22 protein-coding genes are annotated in these 22,084 nt (G+C 68.6%); 14 read left to right on the forward strand and 8 right to left on the reverse strand.

The genetic code is table 11. The annotated features are described in order from the left end of the window. Positions 1-14 precede the first annotated feature (14 nt). A complete protein-coding gene (gene tetR / locus ACZYRS_RS31495) occupies positions 15-689 on the forward strand; it encodes a tetracycline resistance transcriptional repressor TetR (protein ID WP_463422336.1) in 675 nt (224 codons plus the stop codon). Between the two features lie 22 nt (positions 690-711). On the opposite strand, the gene ACZYRS_RS31500 is transcribed toward tetR, so the two are convergent. Continuing rightward, positions 712-2,346 (reverse strand): GMC family oxidoreductase, encoded by a 1,635-nt coding sequence (locus ACZYRS_RS31500; protein WP_463422337.1) that lies wholly within the window; start codon positions 2,344-2,346, stop codon positions 712-714. Between the two features lie 70 nt (positions 2,347-2,416). Next, positions 2,417-3,052: a hypothetical protein gene (locus ACZYRS_RS31505; protein ID WP_463422338.1), complete on the reverse strand. Its 636-nt coding sequence runs from the start codon at positions 3,050-3,052 to the stop codon at positions 2,417-2,419. Positions 3,053-3,138: 86 nt separating this feature from the next. Between ACZYRS_RS31505 and ACZYRS_RS31510 the strand changes: the two genes are divergently transcribed. From ACZYRS_RS31510 to ACZYRS_RS31540, 7 genes are all read left to right on the forward strand, one after another. Next, the gene (locus ACZYRS_RS31510) at positions 3,139-4,047 is read left to right on the forward strand and encodes a LysR family transcriptional regulator (protein ID WP_463422339.1); all 909 of its coding nucleotides are present in this window, start codon (positions 3,139-3,141) and stop codon (positions 4,045-4,047) included. Between the two features lie 134 nt (positions 4,048-4,181). Then, complete coding sequence (locus ACZYRS_RS31515; RefSeq protein WP_198786994.1) at positions 4,182-5,348, forward strand: MlaE family ABC transporter permease; 1,167 nt, start codon at positions 4,182-4,184, stop codon at positions 5,346-5,348. Further along, positions 5,345-6,193, forward strand: a complete 849-nt coding sequence (locus tag ACZYRS_RS31520) for an ABC transporter ATP-binding protein (protein WP_198786993.1) — start codon at positions 5,345-5,347, stop codon at positions 6,191-6,193. The genes ACZYRS_RS31515 and ACZYRS_RS31520 overlap by 4 nt, the downstream gene beginning before the upstream one ends. Before the next feature lie 9 nt (positions 6,194-6,202). Then, the gene (locus tag ACZYRS_RS31525; RefSeq protein ID WP_463422340.1) at positions 6,203-7,159 is read left to right on the forward strand and encodes an MlaD family protein; all 957 of its coding nucleotides are present in this window, start codon (positions 6,203-6,205) and stop codon (positions 7,157-7,159) included. A gap of 15 nt (positions 7,160-7,174) precedes the next feature. After that, positions 7,175-7,846 (forward strand): ABC-type transport auxiliary lipoprotein family protein, encoded by a 672-nt coding sequence (locus ACZYRS_RS31530; RefSeq protein ID WP_463422341.1) that lies wholly within the window; start codon positions 7,175-7,177, stop codon positions 7,844-7,846. Positions 7,847-7,879: 33 nt separating this feature from the next. Further along, positions 7,880-8,101, forward strand: a complete 222-nt coding sequence (locus ACZYRS_RS31535) for a hypothetical protein (protein ID WP_198786990.1) — start codon at positions 7,880-7,882, stop codon at positions 8,099-8,101. Positions 8,102-8,338: 237 nt separating this feature from the next. Beyond that, complete coding sequence (locus ACZYRS_RS31540; RefSeq protein WP_463422342.1) at positions 8,339-8,833, forward strand: pentapeptide repeat-containing protein; 495 nt, start codon at positions 8,339-8,341, stop codon at positions 8,831-8,833. 25 nt (positions 8,834-8,858) lie between these two features. Here the strand turns inward: ACZYRS_RS31540 and ACZYRS_RS31545 are convergent, their stop codons facing one another. Together ACZYRS_RS31545 and ACZYRS_RS31550 are read right to left on the reverse strand one after the other, a co-directional pair. Further along, positions 8,859-9,614: an SIR2 family NAD-dependent protein deacylase gene (locus ACZYRS_RS31545; RefSeq protein WP_463422343.1), complete on the reverse strand. Its 756-nt coding sequence runs from the start codon at positions 9,612-9,614 to the stop codon at positions 8,859-8,861. Then, positions 9,611-10,510 carry an IclR family transcriptional regulator gene (locus ACZYRS_RS31550; RefSeq protein ID WP_463422344.1) on the reverse strand — a complete coding sequence of 300 codons (900 nt, stop codon included), beginning with the start codon at positions 10,508-10,510 and terminating at the stop codon, positions 9,611-9,613. The genes ACZYRS_RS31545 and ACZYRS_RS31550 overlap by 4 nt, the downstream gene beginning before the upstream one ends. Positions 10,511-10,649: 139 nt before the next feature. On the opposite strand from ACZYRS_RS31550, the gene ACZYRS_RS31555 reads away from it, so the two are divergent. The 6 genes from ACZYRS_RS31555 to fahA all read left to right on the forward strand — a co-directional run bounded on the left by ACZYRS_RS31555 (position 10,650) and on the right by fahA (position 17,228). Beyond that, positions 10,650-11,618, forward strand: coding sequence for an MBL fold metallo-hydrolase (locus tag ACZYRS_RS31555; RefSeq protein ID WP_463422345.1), 969 nt, complete (start codon positions 10,650-10,652; stop codon positions 11,616-11,618). A 59-nt stretch (positions 11,619-11,677) separates the two neighbouring features. Further along, positions 11,678-13,315, forward strand: a complete 1,638-nt coding sequence (locus ACZYRS_RS31560; RefSeq protein WP_463422346.1) for an FAD-dependent oxidoreductase — start codon at positions 11,678-11,680, stop codon at positions 13,313-13,315. Continuing rightward, complete coding sequence (locus ACZYRS_RS31565; RefSeq protein ID WP_463422347.1) at positions 13,312-13,506, forward strand: DUF2783 domain-containing protein; 195 nt, start codon at positions 13,312-13,314, stop codon at positions 13,504-13,506. Before ACZYRS_RS31560 ends, ACZYRS_RS31565 begins: the two co-directional genes overlap by 4 nt. Before the next feature lie 48 nt (positions 13,507-13,554). Then, entirely contained in the window at positions 13,555-14,862 is a 1,308-nt protein-coding gene (gene hmgA, locus ACZYRS_RS31570) for a homogentisate 1,2-dioxygenase (protein ID WP_463422348.1), read from the forward strand. Then, a complete protein-coding gene (locus tag ACZYRS_RS31575) occupies positions 14,862-15,842 on the forward strand; it encodes a Bug family tripartite tricarboxylate transporter substrate binding protein (protein ID WP_463422564.1) in 981 nt (326 codons plus the stop codon). The genes hmgA and ACZYRS_RS31575 overlap by 1 nt, the downstream gene beginning before the upstream one ends. Before the next feature lie 114 nt (positions 15,843-15,956). Beyond that, positions 15,957-17,228 carry a fumarylacetoacetase gene (gene fahA, locus ACZYRS_RS31580; protein ID WP_463422349.1) on the forward strand — a complete coding sequence of 424 codons (1,272 nt, stop codon included), beginning with the start codon at positions 15,957-15,959 and terminating at the stop codon, positions 17,226-17,228. Positions 17,229-17,272: 44 nt separating this feature from the next. Here fahA and mrdA read toward each other — a convergent pair whose 3' ends face one another. From mrdA to ACZYRS_RS31600, 4 genes are all read right to left on the reverse strand, one after another. Continuing rightward, a complete protein-coding gene (mrdA, locus tag ACZYRS_RS31585; RefSeq protein WP_198786980.1) occupies positions 17,273-19,243 on the reverse strand; it encodes a penicillin-binding protein 2 in 1,971 nt (656 codons plus the stop codon). A 67-nt stretch (positions 19,244-19,310) separates the two neighbouring features. After that, entirely contained in the window at positions 19,311-19,832 is a 522-nt protein-coding gene (gene mreD / locus ACZYRS_RS31590; RefSeq protein WP_198786979.1) for a rod shape-determining protein MreD, read from the reverse strand. Then, a complete protein-coding gene (gene mreC / locus ACZYRS_RS31595; RefSeq protein WP_198786978.1) occupies positions 19,829-20,806 on the reverse strand; it encodes a rod shape-determining protein MreC in 978 nt (325 codons plus the stop codon). The genes mreD and mreC overlap by 4 nt, the downstream gene beginning before the upstream one ends. 86 nt (positions 20,807-20,892) lie before the next feature. Continuing rightward, entirely contained in the window at positions 20,893-21,936 is a 1,044-nt protein-coding gene (locus ACZYRS_RS31600; RefSeq protein WP_013538761.1) for a rod shape-determining protein, read from the reverse strand. Between the last annotated feature and the right edge of the window lie 148 nt (positions 21,937-22,084).

Below are 22,084 nucleotides of genomic sequence, written 5' to 3' on the forward strand. Positions count from 1 at the left end.
GCACGGACATCGGCATGAAACTGGATAGCGAAACGATCCTCGAGGCGGCGCTCGCGCTGCTCGACGAGGTCGGCATGGACAAGCTCAGCACGCGGCTCCTGGCCGAGCGCCTGGGCGTGCAGCAGCCCGCGCTGTACTGGCATTTCAAGAACAAGCGCGCGCTGCTCGATGCGATGAGCGGCCAGATCCTGCGCCGCGCGCACGAGCGCCGGCTGCCGCTCGAAGGCGAATCGTGGGAGGCGTTCCTGCTGGAGAACGCGCGCAGCTTCCGGCGCGCGCTGCTCGCGCGGCGCGACGGCGCGCGACTGCACGCGGGCACCGAGCCCGATCCGGGCGACCTCGAAATGGTGGAGGCCCAGCTCGCCGGCGTGGTCAGCCGGGGCCTGCCTGCGGCGCAGGCGATGACGCTGATGATTGCGCTGGGCCGCTACACCGTGGGCTGCGTACTCGAGGAACAGGCCACGCCCGACGACGCGCCAGTGCGGCAGCAGACGCTCGATGCCGCCGCGGCCTCGCGCCCCCTGCTGGCCGAGGCGTTCGCCAGCTACCGCAAGGCCGGGCCCGATGCGATGTTCGATGTCGGCGTGGAGCTCATGCTCGAAGGCGCGAAGGCGCGCCTGGCCAGCAAGAAAACCAAAGAGGAAAAAAAGCCGAAGGCCGCGCCGCGCAAGCCGGCGGCGCGCCGCTGAGAGCGCCGAAAAGAGCGCCGTTTCAGCGGTTGGCTTCGACGATCCAGCCCGCAGCCTTCTCGGCCATCATCAACGTGGGGCTGTTGGTGTTGCCGCTCGTGATGGTCGGCATCGCGCCCGCATCCACCACGCGCAGGCCCTGGATGCCGCGCACGCGCAGCTTCGCATCGAGCACCGCCATCGCATCGCCGTCGGCGCCCATCTTGGTGGTGCCCACCGGATGGAAGATGGTGGTGGCAATGTCGCCGGCCAGGCGCGCGAGGTCTTCGTCGCTCTGGTACTGCACGCCGGGCTTCCACTCCTCGGGCTTGTACTTGGCGAGCGCGGGTTGCGAGGCGATGCGGCGCGTCACGCGCAGCGAGTCGGCGGCCACCTTGCGGTCTTCGTCGGTGCTCAGGTAGTTGGGGGCGATGGCCGGTGCGTCCTCGAAGCGCTTGCTCTTGATGCGCACCGAGCCCCGGCTCGTCGGGTTGAGGTTGCACACGCTCGCGGTGAAGGCCGGAAAGCTGTGCAGCGGATCGCCGAAGGCATCGAGCGAGAGCGGCTGCACGTGGTACTCCAGGTTCGGCCACTCGTAGGCATCGGAGCTGCGCGTGAAGGCGCCCAGTTGCGAGGGCGCCATGCTCATCGGGCCGCTGCGCTTGAGCAGGTATTCCAGGCCGATCTTCGCCTTGCCGACCATCGACGAGGCGAGCACGTTGAGCGTGGGCGCGCCGTCGATCTTGTAGACCGCGCGGATCTGCAGGTGGTCCTGCAGGTTGGCGCCGACGCCGGGCGCATCGAGCACCACGTCGATGCCATGCTGGCGCAGGAGCTCTGCCGGGCCGATGCCCGAAAGCTGCAGGATCTGCGGCGAGCCGATGGCGCCCGCGGAGAGGATCACTTCGCGCTCGGCGCGCGCGGTGCTCATCTCGCTGCCGTTCCACACCTCGGCGCCGGTGCAGCGCTGAGTGCCGTCGTCGTTTTTCTCGAAGAGGAGGCGCGAGACCTGTGCGCCCGTCCACAGCTCGAAGTTGGGCCGGCCGTAGCAGGTGGGCCTGAGGAACGCCTTGGCCGTGTTCCAGCGCCAGCCGTTCTTCTGGTTGACCTGGAAATAGCCCACGCCTTCGTTGCTGCCGCGGTTGAAGTCGGTGGTGTGCGGCACGCCGGCCTCGACCGCGGCTTCGGCGAACGCATCGAGGATGTCCCAGCGCAGGCGCTGCTTCTCCACGCGCCACTCGCCGCCGGCGCCGTGCAGTTCGTCGGCGCCCAGGTAGAAGTCCTCGTGCTTCTTGAAGGCCGGCAGCACGTTCTGCCAGCGCCAGCTGTCGTCGCCGGTGAGGTCGGCCCACTGGTCGTAGTCGCGCGACTGGCCGCGCATGTAGATCATCCCGTTGATGCTGGAGCACCCGCCCAGCGTCTTGCCACGCGGATAGCGCAGCGCCCGGCCGTTGAGGCCCGCGTCGGGCTCGGTGTTGTAGAGCCAGTCGGTGCGCGGGTTGCCGATGCAGTAGAGATAACCGACCGGAATGTGGATCCAGTGGTAGTCGTCCTTGCGGCCGGCCTCGATGAGCAGCACGCGCTTGGTCTTGTCGGCGCTCAGGCGGTTGGCGATGAGCGAGCCGGCGGTGCCGGCGCCGATGATGATGTAGTCGAAGGTGTTGTCGTTGTCTCGCATGGTTCTTGTTGGTTGCTCAGGGTTGCACGGTCATCGATCTCTTGTTGCGGTCGGCCGCCATGCGCGCCGCTCAGGATTCCAGCATCGGGAACATCTCCGCCCAATTGCCGTGCGCCCCTTGTACCAGTGCGTTCAGCCGGGCCTGCAGCGCGCGTGCCACGTCGGCGACCTCGCGGCCCGGCGGCAGGGGTGTGTCGCCCGAGACGATGGCGATCTGTGCCTCGATGTCTTCCTGGCCATCGGCTGTTGCCGGCATGCCGTCTCCCGCAGCCACGAGCAGGTCGCACGGCAGCATGTCGAGCGCGAACTCGTACACGACGCGGTTCTCCCTGATCGCCAGCGCGAGCTTCGACACGCCCGCGACGAGCCGCATGCGAGTCAGCGCGCGGTCGGGCGGGTCCGGTCGCAGGTCGGAGGCGTTCTCGGACCACGTCACCAACTCCGCCCAGAAGGCCTCGTCCTTCGGTCCCGTCTTGCCGAGCAACCCGAACAGGCGCCCGGGAAAAATCGCCTGCATGTGACGGCTGGCGAAGCGCGCCATCGCCGCGGCGTCGTCGATCGCCGGCGACAGCACCCGCCCTTGCTTGTGGTCGTAGCCGAAATAGAAGCGTTGGCGGTCGAGCGTGAACGACTCGATGCCGCCCGCAAGACCGGTGCGGCCGGCGATCGGTTCGGGTGCGTCGATATTTCCAGTATTCATGGACATGATGAGGGCTTCAGACCAGGATTTAGCCCGCGCTCCGAATGAAAGGCCAATGATTTCGGCGCTAGTGGCTTATAAATCGGTCTTATATGACTGCCGCCGCCATCGACCTGCAGATTTTGCGCGCCTTCGTTCTCGCGGCGAAGGAAGGCAGCGTCTCGCGCGCCGCCGAGCGGCTGCACCTCACGCAGCCCGCGGTGAGCCTGCAGCTCAAGCGCTTGGCCGAGGAAACCGGGCTCGCGCTCTTCACGCGCACGCCGCACGGCCTGGCGCTCACGGCCGACGGCGCGGCGATGCTGCCGCAGGCCGAGCGGGTGCTGGCCGCCGTGGGCGACCTGCAGCAGGCCGCGCGCAAGCTCCAGGGCACGGTGCGCGGGGCGCTGCGCATCGGCACGATCCTCGATCCGGAATTCACCCGGCTGGGCGTGTTCCTGCGGGAGCTCGTCGAGGCCGCGCCGCAGATCGAGACCGAGCTGCGCCACGGCATGAGCGGCAGCGTGCTCGCGCAGGTGCTGCGCGGGGACCTGGACGTGGGGTTTCACCTGGACCCGGACGAAGACAGCCAGGCGGCGGCAACGCCCTCGCTCGCGGTCCGCACCCTCACCCGCTTCACCTACCGCGTGGTCGCGCCCGCCGGCTGGGGCCCGCAGGTGCAGGGCCGCGACTGGAAGGCGCTGGCCGCGCTGCCCTGGCTCGGGACGCCGCCCGAGTCGGCGCACCATCGGCTGCTGGAGCGCGTGTTCGCGCCGCTGGGCCTTTCGCCGCGGCGCGTGGCGCTGGTCGACCAGGAGGCGTCGATGCTCGACCTCTTGAAGTCCGGCATCGGCCTGAGCCTCGTGCGCGACTCGATCGCGATCCGCGAATGCCAGGCCCACGGCCTCGCGATGGCCGACCGCGTGCAACTGGACTGCGCGCTGAATTTCGTGTCGCTGGCATCGCGGCGCGACGAGCCGGTGATCGCCAGCGCCTGGGACGCGCTGGGCAAGGCCTGGGGCTGAAGAAAAACTGAAGAAAACGGGGCGCCGCCCTACGTGAATGAGGGGTCTGGAGCACATGGGTGCCGGATGCACCCGGTTACGATGCGCGCATCCCCCGAACCCGGTTTTTGTTTACTTTCCTGCTCATCCGTCCCATGCCTTCCGCCACCCCGACTGCCGACGCCCGAGCCGCCGACAGCGCGTTGCCGCGTGTCGCGCAGCAGGAGCAGGACGGCCGCTCCTGGACCGTGGCCAGCGGCCGCTGGACCGCGCTGGGCATGTCGTCGTTTCCCGCCTGGCAGGCGCTCTCCAAAAGCCTGGAAGCCGCGCCGCCCGCGGACGATCGCGCGTGGGACCTGCGTCCGATCGAGCAGCTCGACCACATCGGCGCGCAACTCCTGTGGGAGCACTGGCGCCATGAATGGCCCGCCACGCTGGAGATGGAAGCGCAGCACAAGGCGGTGCTCGACCAGGTGGCGCAGTACACCGTCGCCACGCCGGACGAGCCGCCCAAGACGCTGGCCGACCGCATCCGCACCTTCTCGCACAACGGGCCGCGCGCGATGTACGTGGCGCGCGATTTCATCGGGCTGATCGGCCAGCTCGCCATCGACGTCGGCACGCTCATCCGCGCGCCGCACCGCGCGCCGTGGCGCGATTTCTCGGGGCACCTCTACCAGTTCGGCGCGACGGCGCTGCACATCACGGCGCTGGTGGGCCTTTTGATCGGCGTGGTGCTGGCCTACCTGATCTCGCAGCAGCTGCGCAACTACGGCGCCGAGGCCTTCGTGGTCAACATCCTGGGGCTCTCGCTGGTGCGCGAGCTCGGGCCGGTGCTGGCCGCGGTGCTCATTGCCGGGCGCTCGGGCTCGGCCATCACCGCGCAGATCGGCGTGATGCGGGTGACCGAGGAGCTCGACGCGATGCGCGTCATGGGCATCCCGCACGGCTTTCGCCTGGTGATGCCGCGCGTGCTGGCGCTGGCGATCGCGATGCCGCTCATCAGCCTCTGGACCTCGATGGCGGCGCTCCTGGGCGGCATGCTCGCGGCCGATGCGGCGCTCGATATTTCGCCGGCGTACTTTCTCTCGGCATTGCCGCGCGCGGTGCCGATTTCGAACCTCTGGCTCGCGATGGCCAAGTCGGCGGTGTTCGGCATTTTGATCGCGCTGATCGGCTGCTACTTCGGCATGAAGGTCAAGCCCAACACCGAGAGCCTCGGGCGCGGCACCACCTCCTCGGTGGTGACATCGATCACTGCGGTGATCCTGGTGGACGCGCTCTTCGCGGTGCTGTTCAAAGGCATAGGGTTCCGCGGATGAACGCAGCGACGAACACCCGCGACGACCCGACCGTGGTCGACATCCGCAAGCTCTGGACGGTGTTCAAGAGCGCCGACGGCGAGCAGGTGGTGCATCGCAACCTGGACATGCACATCGACCGCGGCGAGGTGCTCTCGCTGGTGGGCGGCTCGGGCACCGGCAAGACGGTGCTCCTGCGCCAGATCCTCGGGCTGGAGAAGCCGACGCAGGGCGTGGTCGAGGTGCTGGGCCAGCAGCCGGGCGAGCTCAGCGCCTCGGGCGCGGCCAACGTGGGCATGCTGTTCCAGCACGGCGCGCTGTTCTCGGCCTTCAGCGTGCTGGAGAACATCGCCTTTCCGCTGCGGGAGCTCAAGCTCCTGCCCGACGAGCTGATCCGCCACGCCGCGCTCGTGAAGCTGCAGATGGTGGGCCTGGAGCCGCAGCATGCGAACAAGAGCCCGTCGGACCTCTCGGGCGGCATGATCAAGCGCGTGGCGCTGGCGCGCGCGCTCATCATGGACCCGCCGCTGCTGCTGCTGGACGAGCCCACCGCGGGCCTGGACCCCGAGGCCTCGGACAGCTTCTGCAATCTCCTGCGCGGCCTGCACCGGGAACTCGGCCTCACGGTGGTGATGGTCACGCACGACCTGGACACGCTGTTCGACCTGAGCACCCGCATCGCGGTGCTGGCCGACCAGAAGGTCATCGTGAGCGGCACGGCGCGCGAGGTCATCGCCTACCCGCATCCGTTCATCCACGAATACTTTCTAGGGGGGCGCGGCCAGCGCGCCCTGGAAGCGCTGCATGACAAGCCAGCCACAGAACAACATGCGCCGCGGCCCGAAGCCGCGCGCGCCGAAAGGTAGGTAGCCACCATGGAAAACAAGGCCCATGCCCTCGCCGCCGGCGCCTTCGTGCTCGGCCTCCTGGCCGTGCTCGTGGGCCTGGTGATCTGGTTCACGCGCGACGACACCGTGCGCAACGTGTACGAGCTGTCCACCCGCGACGCCGTGAGCGGCCTGCAGCCGCAGGCCATGGTGCGCTACCGTGGCATCGCGGTGGGCAAGGTGGTGCTGATCGACTTCGACCCGAAGGTCAAGGGCAATGTGCGCGTGCGCATCACGGTGGACGAGCGCGTGCCGCTCACCACCTCCAGCTTCGCCACGCTGAGCTACCAGGGCGTGACGGGCCTGGCCTTCATCGCGCTGGACGACAAGGGCGAATCGAAGGTCTCGCTCAAGCCCAACAACGACGATCCACCGCGCATTCCGCTCAAGCCCTCGATGCTCGCGCAGTTGCAGGACCGCGGCGAAGCCATCATCAACCAGGTCGAGGAAGTGACCAAGCGCGCCAACCAGCTGCTCAGCGACCCGAACCAGAAGCGCGCGGCCGATGCGCTGGAGAACATCGCCGCCGCCTCGGCCAGCGCCAACACGCTGCTCAAGACGCTGGACAACACCGTGAAGACGGGCCTGAACCCGGCGCTGGAGAAGCTGCCCGACACGCTGGGCACGGTGAAGAAGGCGGCCAGCGACGTCTCGCGCGTGGCCAACAACTTCAACACCACCGTGGGCCGGCTGAACGCGCCCGACGGCCCGGTCGAGCGGCTGAGCGACGGCACCAAGGCGCTCGCGCAGGCGGTCGATTCGTTCAACGCGGCCACGCTGCCGCGCGTGAACCGCGTGGCCGACGACACCTCGCACGCCGTGCGGCGCCTCGGCCGCGCGGCGGACAGCATCAACGACAACCCGCAGTCGCTCTTGTTCGGCAACGGCGGCGCCGCGGCAGGGCCGGGCGAGCCGGGTTTCTCCGCGCCGGCCGCGCGTCCTTGATCGAAGGTGATGAGCATGAAGACAACCACCCATTCCCTTGCCGCTGCCTTCGCAGGCATGGCGCTGCTGGTCGCCGGCTGCGGCGCGCTGCCCGACAAGCCCGCGCGCGCGACGCTGTACGACTTCGGCCCCGGGCTCACCGCCACGGCGGCCGCTGCGGCCGCCGCACCCACTGCCGCGGCGCTGCCGACATTGGCGCTGGCCGAGTTCGAGAGCAACACGCGCCTGGACGGCACGCAGATCCTCTACCGCCTGGGCTACGCGGACGTCAACGAACTGCGCCCCTACGGCCAGTCGCGCTGGAGCCAGCCGCCCGCGCAACTGCTGCGCCAGCGGCTGCGCGACAGCCTCGCCGAGCGCCGCATGGTGCTCGGCCCGGAAGAGAGCGCGACCATCGCGCGCAGCAAGGGCGAGGTGCCCGACACGCTGCGCATTTCGCTGGACGAATTCAGCCACTACTTCGATTCGCCCACGGCGAGCGTGGGTCTCGTGCGGCTGCGCGCCACGCTGATCCGCGGCACCACCGGCGGCGACCGCGTGCTGGGCCAGAAGACCATCACCGTGCGCCGCCCCGCGCCGAGCGCCGACGCGCCCGGCGGCGTGAAGGCGCTCGCCGCCGCCAGCGATGCGGCCGTGGCCGAGGTCACGCAGTGGATGGATGCGCTGCAGCGGCAGCCGCGGCAGTAAGCTGCGGCACCCACACACGAGGAGACCCGCCCCATGAACGCGACACGCATCGTCGGCATCCTGTTGATCGTGGCGGGCATCGCCGCGCTGGGCATGGGCAGCTTCAGCTTCACCAAGGAAACCCATCAGGCCAAGCTCGGGCCGCTGGAGTTCTCGGTGAAGGAAAAGCAGACCGTCAACTTCCCCGCCTGGGCCGGCGTGGCCGCCATCGTGGTGGGCGGCGCGCTGGTGCTGCTGGGCGGCAAGAAGGGCTGAGCGCCCAGCGCACCGCGAGCCCCAGGCAATACGTCACGCCGCGCGTGGCGCAATGGTTGCCGGATCATTTCCCGCGTTTTTTCGCCGCGAGCGCCCTCCCATAATCCGCCGCGACTCCCGATCCACGGGAGCGGGTTCACGGGAGGAACACATGTCCGCATTCCATGCCGCGCGAGCGCGCACCATCGCAACCAGCACCACGGTGATGCCGTCGGTTGCACACGGAAGGGCCACCGCATGAGCGCCCTTCAGATCATCCAGAACCACGACAAATGGCGCAAAGGCATCGGGGGCGCGCCGGCGGGCCTTGCAGGCGAGAGCGACGGCAATGCCTATGCCGGCCTCGATCTCAACCTGATCACCTTCGCGTCCAGCACGTTCAGCGGCAGCAGCTTCACATCGACCACTTTCCTGGATGCTGCCTTGACTTCGTGCCAGTTCAGCGCCTGCACATTCAGCCAGTGCGACATGCAGCGAATCAGCATCAGCGGCTGCGCCTTCGTGGGCTGCACCTTCGATGCATCGCTCCTGAAAGCCAGCACGCTCAGCCACTGCACCTTCACCCGATGCAACTGGACCGCGCTGAATTTCGACGCGAGCCACTGGTCGCAGGTGAAGCTGCTCGACTGCAGAGGCCGGCAAGTGAGCGCGACCGACCTGCAGGGCGAACAGGTCGACTTCACCGGCAGCCAGTTCGAGGACATGCAGCTCACCAACGCGCGCATCAACTGACTGAAGGGGCTGAAGGCGCGCGAAGCTAGGCGGCCATCATCCCCGCCAGCAATTGCGGCAGCAGGTCTTCCGAAGCGCCGCGCAACACCACCGCCGCCGCATCGTCCAGGTGCGGCAGCGGCTCCAGGTTCAGCGTGACGAGGCGGCTGCCGCGCGCCATTGCCAGCTCGGGCAACTCGGCCGCCGGATAGACGATGGCCGTGCTGCCCACCACCAGGAAGAGGTCCGACTCCTGCGCCGCCACCTGCGCTTCGAGCAGCACGCCGGGGTTGAGCATCTCGCCGAACATCACCACGTCGGGCCGCGCGTGCGAGCCGCAGCGCAGGCACCGGTGAAAGGGCCACGGGCCGCTGCGGTTGCCGCAGTGGTCGCAGCGCCAGCGGCGCAGCGACCCGTGCAGCTCGAGCACGTCGAGCCCGCCCGCCTGGGTGAGGAGGCCGTCGACGTTCTGCGTGATGAGGCGCGTCGCCGGGCGCAGCCGCTGCAACTGCGCGAGCGCCCGGTGGCCCGGGTTGGGCGCGGCCGATTCGACGACCGCCATGCGCCGGGCCCAGAACTTCGTGAAACCCGCCGGGTCGCGCTTCAAGTCTTCGGCGTGGGCGAACTGCAGGGCGTTCTGGCTTTTCCAGAGCCCGTCCGCGTCGCGGTAGGTCGGGATGCCGGAGGCGCGCGACAGGCCCGCGCCCGAGAAGACGCCGATGCGCCGGGCGCCCCGCAGCAGCGCGATGGCGGCGTCCAGCGGGGAAGAAGAGGTGGCGTCGGTTGCGTCGGGTCGCGTCATCGCTCGGGTTTAGACGATCCGGAGGCCCCCGCGGCGGGCGCGCCGAGGCGCTGCGACACGGTGCCCGCGCAGGCCTTGAGTGCGCGCGAGAGCTCGCCGTCCCACGCGGTCTCGAAGACGCCGGCCGGGCCGATGGCGGTCACGGCCAGCACGATGGCGCCGGTGTGGTCGAACACCGGCGCGGCCATGGCGCTCACGCCCTCGATCACCTCGCCGTCGGAGCGGCTGATGCCGTGCGCGCGCACCTCCTTGAGCTGGCGTTCGAAGTCGCTCCACGAGGGCAGCGGCTGTACCGGCGGCATGCCGGCGCGTGCGGCGGGCTCGGCGGCGCCCTTGCGCGGCTTCTGGCGCTGGCGCTCTTCCTCGAGCAGTTGCCGCACCGCGTCGGCAGCCAGGTAGGCCGCGAAGATGCGGCCCGAGGCCGTGTTGGTCAGCGAGAACACCGTGCCGTGCCGCATGGTCACGTGCACCGGCGAGGGCGACTCGGCCGTGCGCACGATGGTCGCGCCGCGCGCGCCCCACACCGCCAGCGCGACCGTGTGCCCGATCTGCTGCGCCAGCGGGCTGAGCAGCGGGGTGGCCAGGTGCACCGGGTCGGCCTGCTGCAGGCTGATGAGCCCCAGTTGCAAGGCCAGCGGACCGAGCAGATAGTGGCCGCTGGCGCGGTCCTGCTCGATGAGCCCGAGCCGCCCGAAGCTCACCATGTAGGGGTGGGCCTTGGCGGGCGTCATGTCGGCTTCGCGCGCCAGGTCCTTCAGCGCCATCGGCCGGCCGTGGTGCACCAGCGCGCGCAGCAGCTGGCCGCCGACCTCGATGCTCTGGATGCCGCGCTGGGCGGCGCGGTCGGTGTCCGGAGCCTCGCTGCTGTCGCTGTTGTGGCTGGAGTCCTTGGTCACAGGGCTGCCGATCGTTCGTTCATGAAGAAGGGATTAGACATTAACTGATCTGCGACTTACACTCCGAAAATTCGTTAACCGCAAATTCGTTCGCCTTAGACGAATCCAATTTCCACCCACACCCGACGGAGACAACACGATGAGCCAAGCCAAGAAGTTCGCCAGCCAGGCCGACATGGAAGAAAAGAAGATCACCTTCAGCCAGATCTCCGAGCACGCCTGGGCCTACACCGCCGAGGGCGACCCGAACACCGGCATCGTGATCGGCGACGACTGCGTGTTGGTCGCCGATACGCAAGCCACCCCCGCCATGGCGGCCGACGTGGTGCGCCGCATCCGCGAGGTGACCGACAAGCCCATCAAGTACGTGGTGCTCACCCACTACCACGCGGTGCGCGTGCTGGGCGCGGCAGGGTACTTTGAGAAGGGCGCCGGACACATCCTCGCGAGCCAGGACACCCGCGACCTGATCGTGGAGCGCGGCGAGGCCGACAAGGCCAGCGAAATCGGCCGCTTCCCTCGCCTTTTCCAGAACGTGGAAACCGTGCCCCCGGGCCTGACCTGGCCGACCATGACCTTCACCGGCAAGATGACGCTGTGGCTGGGCAAGCTCGAGGTCCAGCTGATCCAGCTGGGCCGCGGCCACACCAAGGGCGACACGGTCGTCTGGCTGCCGGCGGAGCGCACGCTGCTCTCGGGCGACCTGGTGGAATTCGGCGCCACGCCGTATGCCGGCGACGCCTACTTCCAGGACTGGCCGCAGACGCTGGACAACATCGCCGCGCTCAAGCCCGCCGCGCTGGTGCCGGGCCGCGGCGCCGCGCTCACCACGCCGGCCGAGGTGGCCGAGGGCCTCACGGGCACGCGCAACTTCATCTCCGACGTGTATGCCAGCGTGCAAGAAGGCGTGAAGGCCGGGCGCGACCTGAACACGGTCTACAAGGACACCTACGCGAAGCTCAAGCCCAAGTACAGCCAGTGGGTGATCTTCGACCACTGCATGCCGTTCGACGTGAGCCGCGCGTACGACGAGGCCTCGGGCCATGCCGATCCGCGCGTGTGGACGGCCGAGCGGGACATCGAGATGTGGAAGGCGCTCGAAGGCTGAGGCATTTGCTTCCCGCGCCGCCCATCGGCGCAGGAAAGACAAAGACACGGAGACAACACGTGATCGACTATCAAAGTCTGCGCTTCGACTACCGCCGCCACGCCGACCAGGACGCCGCGGCGCCCGCCCATCACCCCGTGGTGATCGTGGGCGCCGGCCCGGTCGGCCTCACGCTGGCCATCGACCTCGCGCTGCGCCAGGTGCCCGTCGTGCTGCTGGACAACGACAACACCCTCTCCAGCGGATCGCGCGCGATCTGCTTTGCCAAGCGCACGCTGGAGGTGTTCGACCGCCTGGGCTGCGGCGACCGCATGGTGGACAAGGGCGTCTCGTGGAACGTGGGCAAGGTGTTCTTCCACGACGAGCAGGTCTACCGCTTCGACCTGCTGCCCGAGCCCGGCCACGAGCGGCCGGCCTTCATCAACCTGCAGCAGTACTACGTCGAGGGATACCTCGTGGAGCGCGCCGCGGCGCTGCCGCTCATCGACCTGCGCTGGAACCACAAGGTGACGGGCATCGCGCAGCGCGACAACGGCGCGGTGCTGACCGTGGAGACGCCCGAGGGCGACTACCCGCTGTCGGCCGCCTATGTCGCGGCTTGCGACGGCTCGCGCTCCAACCTGCGCCAGTTGCTGGGCCAGGAGGCCAAGGGCCGCACCTTTCGCGACCGCTTCCTCATCGCCGACATCACGATGGATGCGCAGCTGCCGACCGAGCGCCGCTTCTGGTTCGACCCCTCGTTCCACCCCGGCCAGAGCGTGCTCCTGCACAAGCAGGCCGACGGCATGTGGCGCGTCGATTTCCAGCTCGGCTGGGACGCCGAACCGGTCGAAGAACGCAAGCCCGAGAACATCACGCCGCGCGTGCGCGCGCTGCTGGACAGCATCGGCTTTGCGGACGTGCAGTTCCAGATCGGCTGGGCCAGCGTCTACACCTTTGCGTGCCAGCGCATGGCGCGCTTTCGCCACGGCCGCGTGCTGTTCGCGGGCGACTCGGCGCACGGCGTGTCGCCCTTCGGCGCGCGCGGCGCCAACTCGGGCGTGCAGGACGCGGACAACCTCGCGTGGAAACTCGCCGCGGTGCTGCAGGGCGACGCGCCCGACGCGCTCATCGACAGCTACGCGAGCGAGCGCGAATTCGCGGCCGACGAGAACATCCGCCACTCCACGCGCGCGACCGACTTCATCACACCCAAGAGCGACGTGAGCCGCCTGTTCCGCGACGCGGTGCTCGAGCTGACGAAGTACCACGCGTTCGCGCGCACGCTGGTCAACAGCGGCCGGCTCTCGGTGCCGGCGGTGCTGCGCGATTCGCCGCTGAACACGCCCGATGCCGACGCGTTCAAGGGCGCGATGGTGCCCGGTGCGGCAGCTGCCGACGCACCTACGGTGCGCGCTGACGGCAGCACCGGCTGGCTGCTGCGCGAATGCCACGTGGCGCAGTTCACCGCGCTGGTGTTCGGCGCGGGCGAAGCCGCCGAGCGCAGCGCAGCGGCGCTGAAGGCGAGCGACCGCGCGCTGCACATGGTGCGCGTGCAGGACGCGACACCTGCGGGCGAGCTCGCCACCCAGCGCTACGACGCGCAGCCCGGCACCGTCTACCTGCTGCGCCCCGACCAGCACGTGTGCGCCCGGTGGCGGCAACCCACGGCCGCGGACATCCGCACCGCCATCGACCACGCCCGCGCAAAAGCATGAACATGCAACACCTGAACACCGCGCCAAACCTGGAGGCGCCCGACGATTTCTACGAGGCGCTCATCGAGGCGCACCAAGGGCTTTCGACAGAAGAGAGCCACGCCTTCAACGCGCGCCTGGTGCTCGTGCTGGCCAACCACATCGGCTCGCTCGCCGTGCTGCGCGAGGCCTTCGAGGCGGCGCGCGGCTGAGCCGGGCACGCATTCCAAATCTCATCGCGATTTTCGAAAGAGAACACCATGACCGACATTCACGCCACCGAACGGCGCTACCTGGGCGGCTTCGGCAACGAGCATGCCTCCGAGGCCGTGCTCGGTGCGTTGCCGCAAGGCCGCAACAACCCGCAGCGCGGACCGTTCGACCTCTACACCGAATTGCTCTCGGGCACCGCCTTCACCGCGCCGCGCCATGAGAACCGCCGCACCTGGCTCTACCGCCGCCAGCCCTCGGTGGTGTCCGGCCGCTACCAGCCCTATGCGCAGCCGCACTGGACGACCGGCGGCGACCGCGAAATCGCGCTGCCGCCTGAGCCGATGCGCTGGCACCCGATGCCGCTGGACGGCGCGGCCGAAGCGGACTTCGTCGACGGCATGCGCACGGTGGCGGCAAACGGCGATGCCGAATCGCAGGTCGGCATCGGCTCGCTGATGTACCTGGCCGGCCGCTCGATGGAGAAGCGCGCCTTCGTCAACGCCGACGGCGAAATGCTGGTGGTGCCGCAACAAGGCCGCCTCATCATCACGACCGAGCTCGGCGTGCTCGACGTGAAGCCCGGCGAAATCGCGGTGCTGCCGCGCGGCATGGTCTTCAAGGTGGCGTTGCCCGATGGTCTCTCGCGCGGCTACGTCTGCGAGAACTACGGTGCGCATTTCCGCCTGCCCGAGCTGGGCCCGATCGGCTCGAACGGCCTGGCGAACGCGCGCGATTTCCAGGCGCCCGTGGCGGCGTTCGAAGAAGACGGCGGCGCCTACGAGCTGGTCAAGAAATTCGCCGGCCGCTTCTGGAAGGCGCCGACGAAGCAGTCGCCCTTCAACGTGGTCGCCTGGCACGGCAACCTCGCGCCGGTGAAGTACGACACGGCGCACTTCATGGCGATCGGCTCGATCAGCTTCGACCATCCCGATCCGTCGATCTTCACGGTGCTGACCTCGCCGAGCGACACGCCGGGCACCGCGAACTGCGACTTCGTGATCTTCCCGCCGCGCTGGATGGTGATGGAGAACACCTTCCGCCCGCCCTGGTTCCACCGCAACCTCATGAGCGAATTCATGGGCCTGGTGCTGGGCGAATACGACGCGAAGCCAGGCGGCTTCAAGCCCGGCGGTGCAAGCCTGCACAACTGCATGGTGCCGCACGGGCCCGACGAGGAAGCCTTCGACAAAGCCACGCACGCGGACTTGAAGCCGCACAAGCTGGACAACACGCTGGCCTTCATGTTCGAGAGCCGCTACCGCTTCATTCCAACCAACTTCGCGCTGAAGAGCCCGGCGCTCGACACCGACTACGCCGACTGCTGGGCCGGCCTGAAAGATCAATTCAAGCCATGATGAAGAACGCCTTCGCCTTCGCCCTCACCCGCCGCGCGGCGGCCATCGCCCTGCTCGCCGCGCCGTTCCTCGCGCACGCGGCGGACTTTCCGTCCAAGCCGATCCGCTTCATCGTGCCCTACACGCCCGGCGGTACCACCGACCTGGTGGCGCGCACCGTCGGCCAGAAGGTGTCGGAAAAGCTCGGCCAGCCGGTGCTCATCGACAACCGCGGCGGCGCGGGCGGCAACATCGGCATGGACGCCGTGGCCAAGGCCGCGCCCGACGGCTACACGATCGGCTTCGGCGCGATCTCGACCAATGCGCTGAACCCGCACATCTACAAGTCGATGGCCTTCGATCCGCGGAAGGACTTCACCGCGATCAGCCTGCTGGGCACCTCGACCATCGTGCTCGAAGTGCCGGCGGCATCGCCGATCAAGTCGGTGCCCGACCTGATCGCCGCTGCCAAGAAGAACCCGGGCCTGCCCTACGCCACCGCAGGCGCGGGCACGTCGATGAACCTGGCGGGCGTGATGTTCGCGCAGATGACCGGCACCGAGCTCACCCACGTCGCCTACAAGGGCAGCGGCCCGGCCATCACCGACATGCTGGGCAACACCATCGGCGTGATGTTCGACAACCTGCCCGCGTCGCTGCCGCACATCCAGGCCGGCAAGCTGCGCGCGCTGGCGGTCGCCGGGCCGACACGTTCGCCGTCATTGCCCGACGTGCCGACGATGGCCGAGGCGGGCCTGAAGGGCTATGCGCTCGATCCATGGTTCGGCGTGTACGGGCCGGCGAACCTGCCGGCACCCATCGTGAAGGCGCTGAACGAAGCCTTCATCGAAGCGCTTGCGATGCCCGACGTGAAGGCCAAGCTGCAGCAGGCCGGCTTCTCGCCGCGCGGCTCGAGCGCGCAGGAGCTGGCGACGCTCACGCAGACCGAGTACCAGCGCCTGGGCGATGTGGCGAAAAAAGCGGGCATGACCGCGGACTGAAGCACACCCCCAACAACCGTTCACGCTGAGCTTGTCGAAGCGCCGCGCAAGACTTCGACAAGCTCAGTCCGAACGGTTTCGCCACCGAACCGAACACAGAAACGAAAGCCACACATGACCATCGCACTGAACGCCACCCACGACCCGAAGCTGCGCAGCTGGGTCGCATCGGCCAACGACGCCGGCACCGACTTCCCGATCCAGAACCTGCCCTTCGGGCGCTTTCGCAGCGCGGGCAGCAGCGAGGCCTTTCGCATCGGCGTCGCCATCGGCGACCAGGTGCTCGACCTGAAGGCCGCGGGCCTTGTCGAGACCGACGACATGAACACGCTGATGAGCGCGAGCGCGAAGGATCGCCAGGCCCTGCGCGCTGCGATCTCCGCCGGCCTCGCAGAAGGCAGCGGCAAGGAGGCCGCGTGGTCGAAGGCGCTGCTCGCGCAGGGCAAGGCCGAGCTCACCGTGCCCTGCCGCATCGGCGACTACACCGACTTCTACACGGGCATCCACCACGCGACCACCATCGGCAAGCTCTTTCGCCCCGACCAGCCGCTGATGCCCAACTACAAGTGGGTGCCCATCGGCTACCACGGCCGCGCCTCGTCCATCGGTGTGAGCGGCCAGGTCTTCAAGCGCCCGCAGGGCCAGACCAAGGCGCTCGATGCGGCCGAGCCGAGCTTCGGGCCTTCGAAGCGCCTGGACTACGAACTGGAGCTGGGCTTTCTGGTCGGCCGCGGCAACGCGCTGGGCGAGCCGATCGCCATCGGCGAGGCCGAAGACCACCTCTTCGGCGTGACGCTGCTCAACGACTGGTCCGCGCGCGACCTGCAGGCCTGGGAATACCAGCCGCTCGGCCCATTCCTCGCGAAGAACTTCGCGAGCACGCTGTCGCCGTGGATCGTGACGATGGAGGCGCTCGCGCCGTTCCGCGCGAAGTTCGAGCGGCCCGCAGGCGATCCGCAACCGCTCGCGTACCTGGATGCGCCATCGAACCGCGAGGCCGGCGCGCTCGACATCACGCTCGAAGTGCTGCTGCAGACCGCGAAGATGCGCGCGGCCGGCGAAGCGCCCGCGCGCCTCACGCGCGGCAATACCACCGAGGCCGCCTACTGGACCGCCGCGCAACTGGTCACGCACCACACGGTGAACGGCTGCAACCTGCAGCCGGGCGACCTGCTGGGCTCGGGCACGCTCTCGGGGCCGAAGCCCGACGAGGCCGGCTCGCTGATCGAACTCACGCTGGGTGGCAAGCAGCAGATCACGCTGCCGAACGGCGAGAAGCGCACGTTCCTGGAAGACGGCGACACGCTGGTCATGCGCGGCTACTGCGAGCGCGCGGGGACGGTGCGCATCGGCCTGGGGGAGGTCAGCGGCACCGTGGTGGCCTGAGGCTTTGTGTTGTCCCCTCTCCCTCCGGAGAGGGAGCAAGAGGTTCAGGGTGCCGGAGCGGCAATCGTCGCCGCCACCGGCCACGCCACTTCGCTCGCCACGCGAGGCTTGCCCATCGGCGCGGTGGCCTTGCCGATCTTGATGGCGGCCATGTCCGCTTCGCTCGGGTACTGGTCCATGAGCCAGTAGTCGAACACGCGGCGCGCGATGGGAGCGGCGGCGCCGGCGCCCCAGCCGGCGTTCTCCACGATCACCGCGATGGCGATCTTCGGGTTGTTGACCGGCGCGAAGGCCATGAAGAGGGCGTGATCCCGTTGATGCTCTTCGAGCGCGCGGGCGTTGTACTTGGTGTTCTGCGCCTGCGTCACGGCCTGCGCCGTGCCGGTCTTGCCGGCGGCCTGGTAGCCCGCGCCCGCGAACACGCCGCGCGCGGTGCCGCTGGTGACCACGCTGGTGAGTCCCTCGCGCACCACCGCGACGTTGGCCGCGGTGAAGCCGAGGTTTTCCGCCGGCGGCTGCGGCAGCGGCACCACCTGCCCGCTCACCGTGTTGCGCGTGGCCAGCACGAGGTGCGGCTTGTGCTTGATGCCGCCGTCGGCCACGATGGCCGTGGCCTGCGCGAGCTGCAGCATCGTGAAGGCGTTGTAGCCCTGGCCGATGCCCAGCGAAATGGTCTCGCCCGCATACCACTTCTTGGCCTCGGGCCGCTTGTAGGCATTGCGCTTCCACTCGGTGCTGGGCAGCACGCCGCGCACCTCGCCGCCCAGGTCGATGCCGGTGATCTGACCGAAGCCCAGCGGCTTCATGAAGTCGTGGATCAGGTCCACGCCCATTTCGTTGGCCAGCGAGTAGTAGTAGATGTTGCTCGACAGCTGGATCGAGCGCCGCATGTCCACGCCGCCCAGGTTGCCCTCGGGGCTGCCGAAACGGTGGCCGCCGAAATTGAAGTAGCCGGGGTCGTTCACCACCACGCTGGCGCCGCGCTTGCCGGTCTGCAGCGCGGCCATGGCCATGAAAGGCTTGTAGGTGGAGCCGGGCGGGTAGGTGCCGCGCAGCGCGCGGTTCAGGAGCGGCTTGTCGAGCGATTCGCTCAGCTCTTTCCAGCTCTCGGTGTCGATGCCTTCGACGAAGAGGTTGGGGTCGAACGTGGGCTTGCTCACGAAGGCCAGCACCTCGCCGGTCTTGGGGTCGATGGCCACCAGCGCGCCGCGGCGGTCGCCGAACATGTCTTCCACCAGCTTCTGCAGCTTGATGTCCAGCGACAGCATCACGGTGTTGCCGGGCGTGGCCGGGTGGCTGGCGAGCCGGCGGATGGCGCGCCCGCCGGCGGAGGTTTCCATCTGCTCCACGCCGGTCTGGCCGTGCAGCGTTTTCTCGTAGCTCTGCTCGATGCCCAGCTTGCCGATGTAGTCGGTGCCCTTGTAGTTGGCCTGCTCTTCTTCTTCCCAGTCTTCCATCGCGGTCTTCTCGCGCTGGTTGATGCGGCCGATGTAGCCGAGCACGTGCGAGCCGGTCTCGCCGTTGGGGTAGTTGCGGAACAGGCGCGCCTTGATCTCCACGCCCGGGAAGCGGTAGCGCTGGGCCGCGAAGCGCGCGACCTCTTCGTCGCTCAGGCGGGTGCGGATCGGGATGGAGTCGAAGCTGCGGGAGTCCTCGCGCAGGCGCTTGAAGCGGCGGCGGTCGCGCGGCGAGACTTCGAGCACCTGGGTGAGGTTGTCGATGGTTTCCTCGACATCGTTCACCTTCGACGGCGTGATCTCCAGCGTGTAGGCCGAGTAGTTCGAGGCCAGCACGATGCCGTTGCGGTCGAGGATCAGCCCCCGGTTGGGCACCACCGGCACGATGGCCGTGCGGTTGCTCTCGGCCTGCTCGGCCAGGTCTTCATGCCGCGTGACCTGCAGGTAGATCAGCCGCGCGCTCAGCAGGCTGAACGCGAACAGCACCGCCAGCCCGATCACGATCACGCGGCGCTTGAAGCGCGCGAGGTCGGCGGCGACGTTGCGGATTTCGGTCATGGCGGTGGGAGCTTAGGCGCGTGCTAGTGCAAGTCAAGTGCAATGGCGGATGCGCGAAGGACTCGGCTTAGAGGGGGCGGTTCTCGTCCGGTTCCGGGGTGCGGCGCTGGGGCGCGAGCAGAAGGGCCGAGGCCAAGGGCCACAGCGCAGCCTCCACGCCCGGCGAGATCAGCACCGTCCAGCCCGGGAACACGCCGCCGCCGATCATCCGCGTGATGACCTCGATCAGCTGCGACAGCGCAAAGAGCGGCAGCACCTGCAGCGCCTGCGACAGCACCGGATACCAGAGCAGCCGCCGGTGGATCGTGATCGCGAAGAAGCCCAGCGTCGTGTAGGACAGCGCATGCTGGCCGAGCATGGAGGCCTGGTGCACGTCCATGCAGAGGCCAAACACGAAGGCCGCGCCGATGCCCACGCGCGAGGGCTGGTGCACGCCCCAGAACACGATCACCAGCGCCAGGAGGTCGGGCATCCAGGCGGCACGGCCGATGGGGATCATGTTGACCAGGAGCGCCACGATGAGGCTGGTCCACATGAAGAGCGGGCTGACGGGCAGCAGGAGCTGCTGCTGGCCGGGGCGCTTGATCATCGGCCACCTCCTGCGGATGCTGCGGGTGCGGCGGGTTTCTTCTCGTTCTTGCCGGCACCCGGCTTGCCTTCTGCACGCTTTCTCTGCGTGGTCGCGGGAGCGGCGGGCGGCGCGGTCGGGGCGCCGGTGGGCTCGAGCACCAGCACGTAGCGCGCGGCGGTCACGCTGGCCAGCGGCACGCAGTAGATGCGGGCAAAGGCCGAATCGGCGCGGCGCTCGATGCGCTCGATCCTGGCGACCGGCAGGCCCGCCGGGTAGATGCCGTCGACGCCGCTGGTGGAGAGCAGGTCGCCCTCCTGCAGGTCGGCATTGGCGGCCATGAAACGCAGTTCCAGCCCGCCGCCGTGCGCCGAGGCGTCGCCGAAGGCCACGCTGCGCACGCCCGTGCGGGTGTTCTGCACGGGGATGGCCAGGTCGCGGTCGATCACCAGCGTGACCTCGCTCGTGAAGGGCAGCACCTGCGTGACCTGGCCGAGCACGCCGCGCGCATCGATCACCGGCGAGCCGGCCGCCACGCCCTGCGTGAGGCCCTGGTCGATGACGATCTTGCGGGTGTAGGGGTCGGCCGCGTCGTAGAGCACCTCGGCCGCGCGGCCCGGCGTCTGCGTGGTCTGGCGCAGCTCGAGGAGCTCCCGAAGGCGCGCGTTGTCCTGCGCCAGCGTGTCGGCCTGGCTCGCGCGCTCGGCCTGCATCATGAGCGCCTTGCGGGCGTCGGCCTCGTTGCGCTGGGCGGTCTGCAGGTCTTCGAGGTAGCGCCCGCCGCCCATCATGATCTGCACGGGCTTGAGCGCCACCCATTGCACCGGATAGAGCACCGCGCCCAGGGTCGCGCGGATCGGCTGGACGATGTGAAAGCGTGCGTCGGCCACCATGAGGAACAGGGAGAGCGCGCCGAAGAAGATCAGCTTGCTGAGTGCCGACTGCCCCTGGTTGAACAGGGGTGGCGCTGTGCGATCGAGCGTGCCCAGAGGCATGAATTCAGACCCGGCGGTGGTGCGGAATCAAATAACAAAAAGCCGGCCTATGCAAGCAGAGGCCGGCCGATGATGGCTTTCGCCTTTTACTCGCTCGTGAAGATGCTGCCCAGACGGTCCATGCGCTCCAGGGCGATGCCGCAGCCGCGCACCACGCAGGTCAGCGGATCTTCGGCCACGAGCACGGGCAGGCCCGTTTCCTCGGCCAGCAGGCGGTCCAGGTCACGCAGCAGGGCGCCGCCGCCGGTGAGCATCATGCCGCGGTCGGCAATGTCGGCGCCCAGTTCGGGCGGCGTTTGCTCCAGCGCGTTCTTCACGGCCGAGACGATGTTGTTGAGCGGATCGGTCAGGGCTTCCAGCACTTCGTTGCTGCTGATGGTGAAGCTGCGCGGCACGCCTTCGGAGAGGTTGCGGCCCTTGACTTCCATCTCCTTGACTTCGGAGCCCGGGAAGGCAGAGCCGATGGTCTTCTTGATGACTTCGGCCGTCGGCTCGCCGATCAGCATGCCGTAGTTGCGGCGGATGTAGTTGATGATGGCTTCGTCGAAGCGGTCGCCGCCCACGCGCACCGAGCCCTTGTAGACCATGCCGCCCAGCGAGATGACGCCCACTTCGGTGGTGCCGCCGCCGATGTCCACCACCATGGAGCCGGAGGCTTCGCTCACGGGCAGGCCCGCGCCGATGGCCGCGGCCATGGGTTCTTCGATGAGGTAGACGGACGTGGCGCCGGCCGCTTCGGCCGCGTCCTTGATGGCGCGGCGCTCGACCTGCGTGGAGCCGCAGGGCACGCAGATGATGATGCGCGGGCTCGGCGTGAGCAGCGTGCGCGGGTGCACCATCTTGATGAACTGCTTGATCATCTGCTCGGTGATCACGAAGTCGGCGATGACGCCGTCCTTCATCGGGCGGATCGCCTCGATGTTGCCGGGCACCTTGCCCAGCATGGCCTTGGCCTCGCGGCCGACGGCCTGGATCACCTTCTTGCCGTGCGGGCCGCCTTCGTGGCGGATCGCGACCACCGAGGGCTCGTCCAGCACGATGCCCTTGTTGCGGGCGAATATCAGGGTGTTGGCGGTGCCGAGGTCGATCGCAAGGTCGGTGGAAAAGTACCGACGGAAAGCTCCAAACATGTGCGGAATCCTCTGAGCACGGCCTGCGCATCGGCAGGTCGTCGCTCTATTTTTGGGTCGTTTGACGGGGTGAATTGATCGTTTTTGGCGCAAAAGCCGGCGCGTTCGCGGGGGTTGCGGCAAAGGCGGGATAATACCCGAATCCCCT

This window comes from Variovorax sp. AC194 (genome assembly GCF_979257995.1).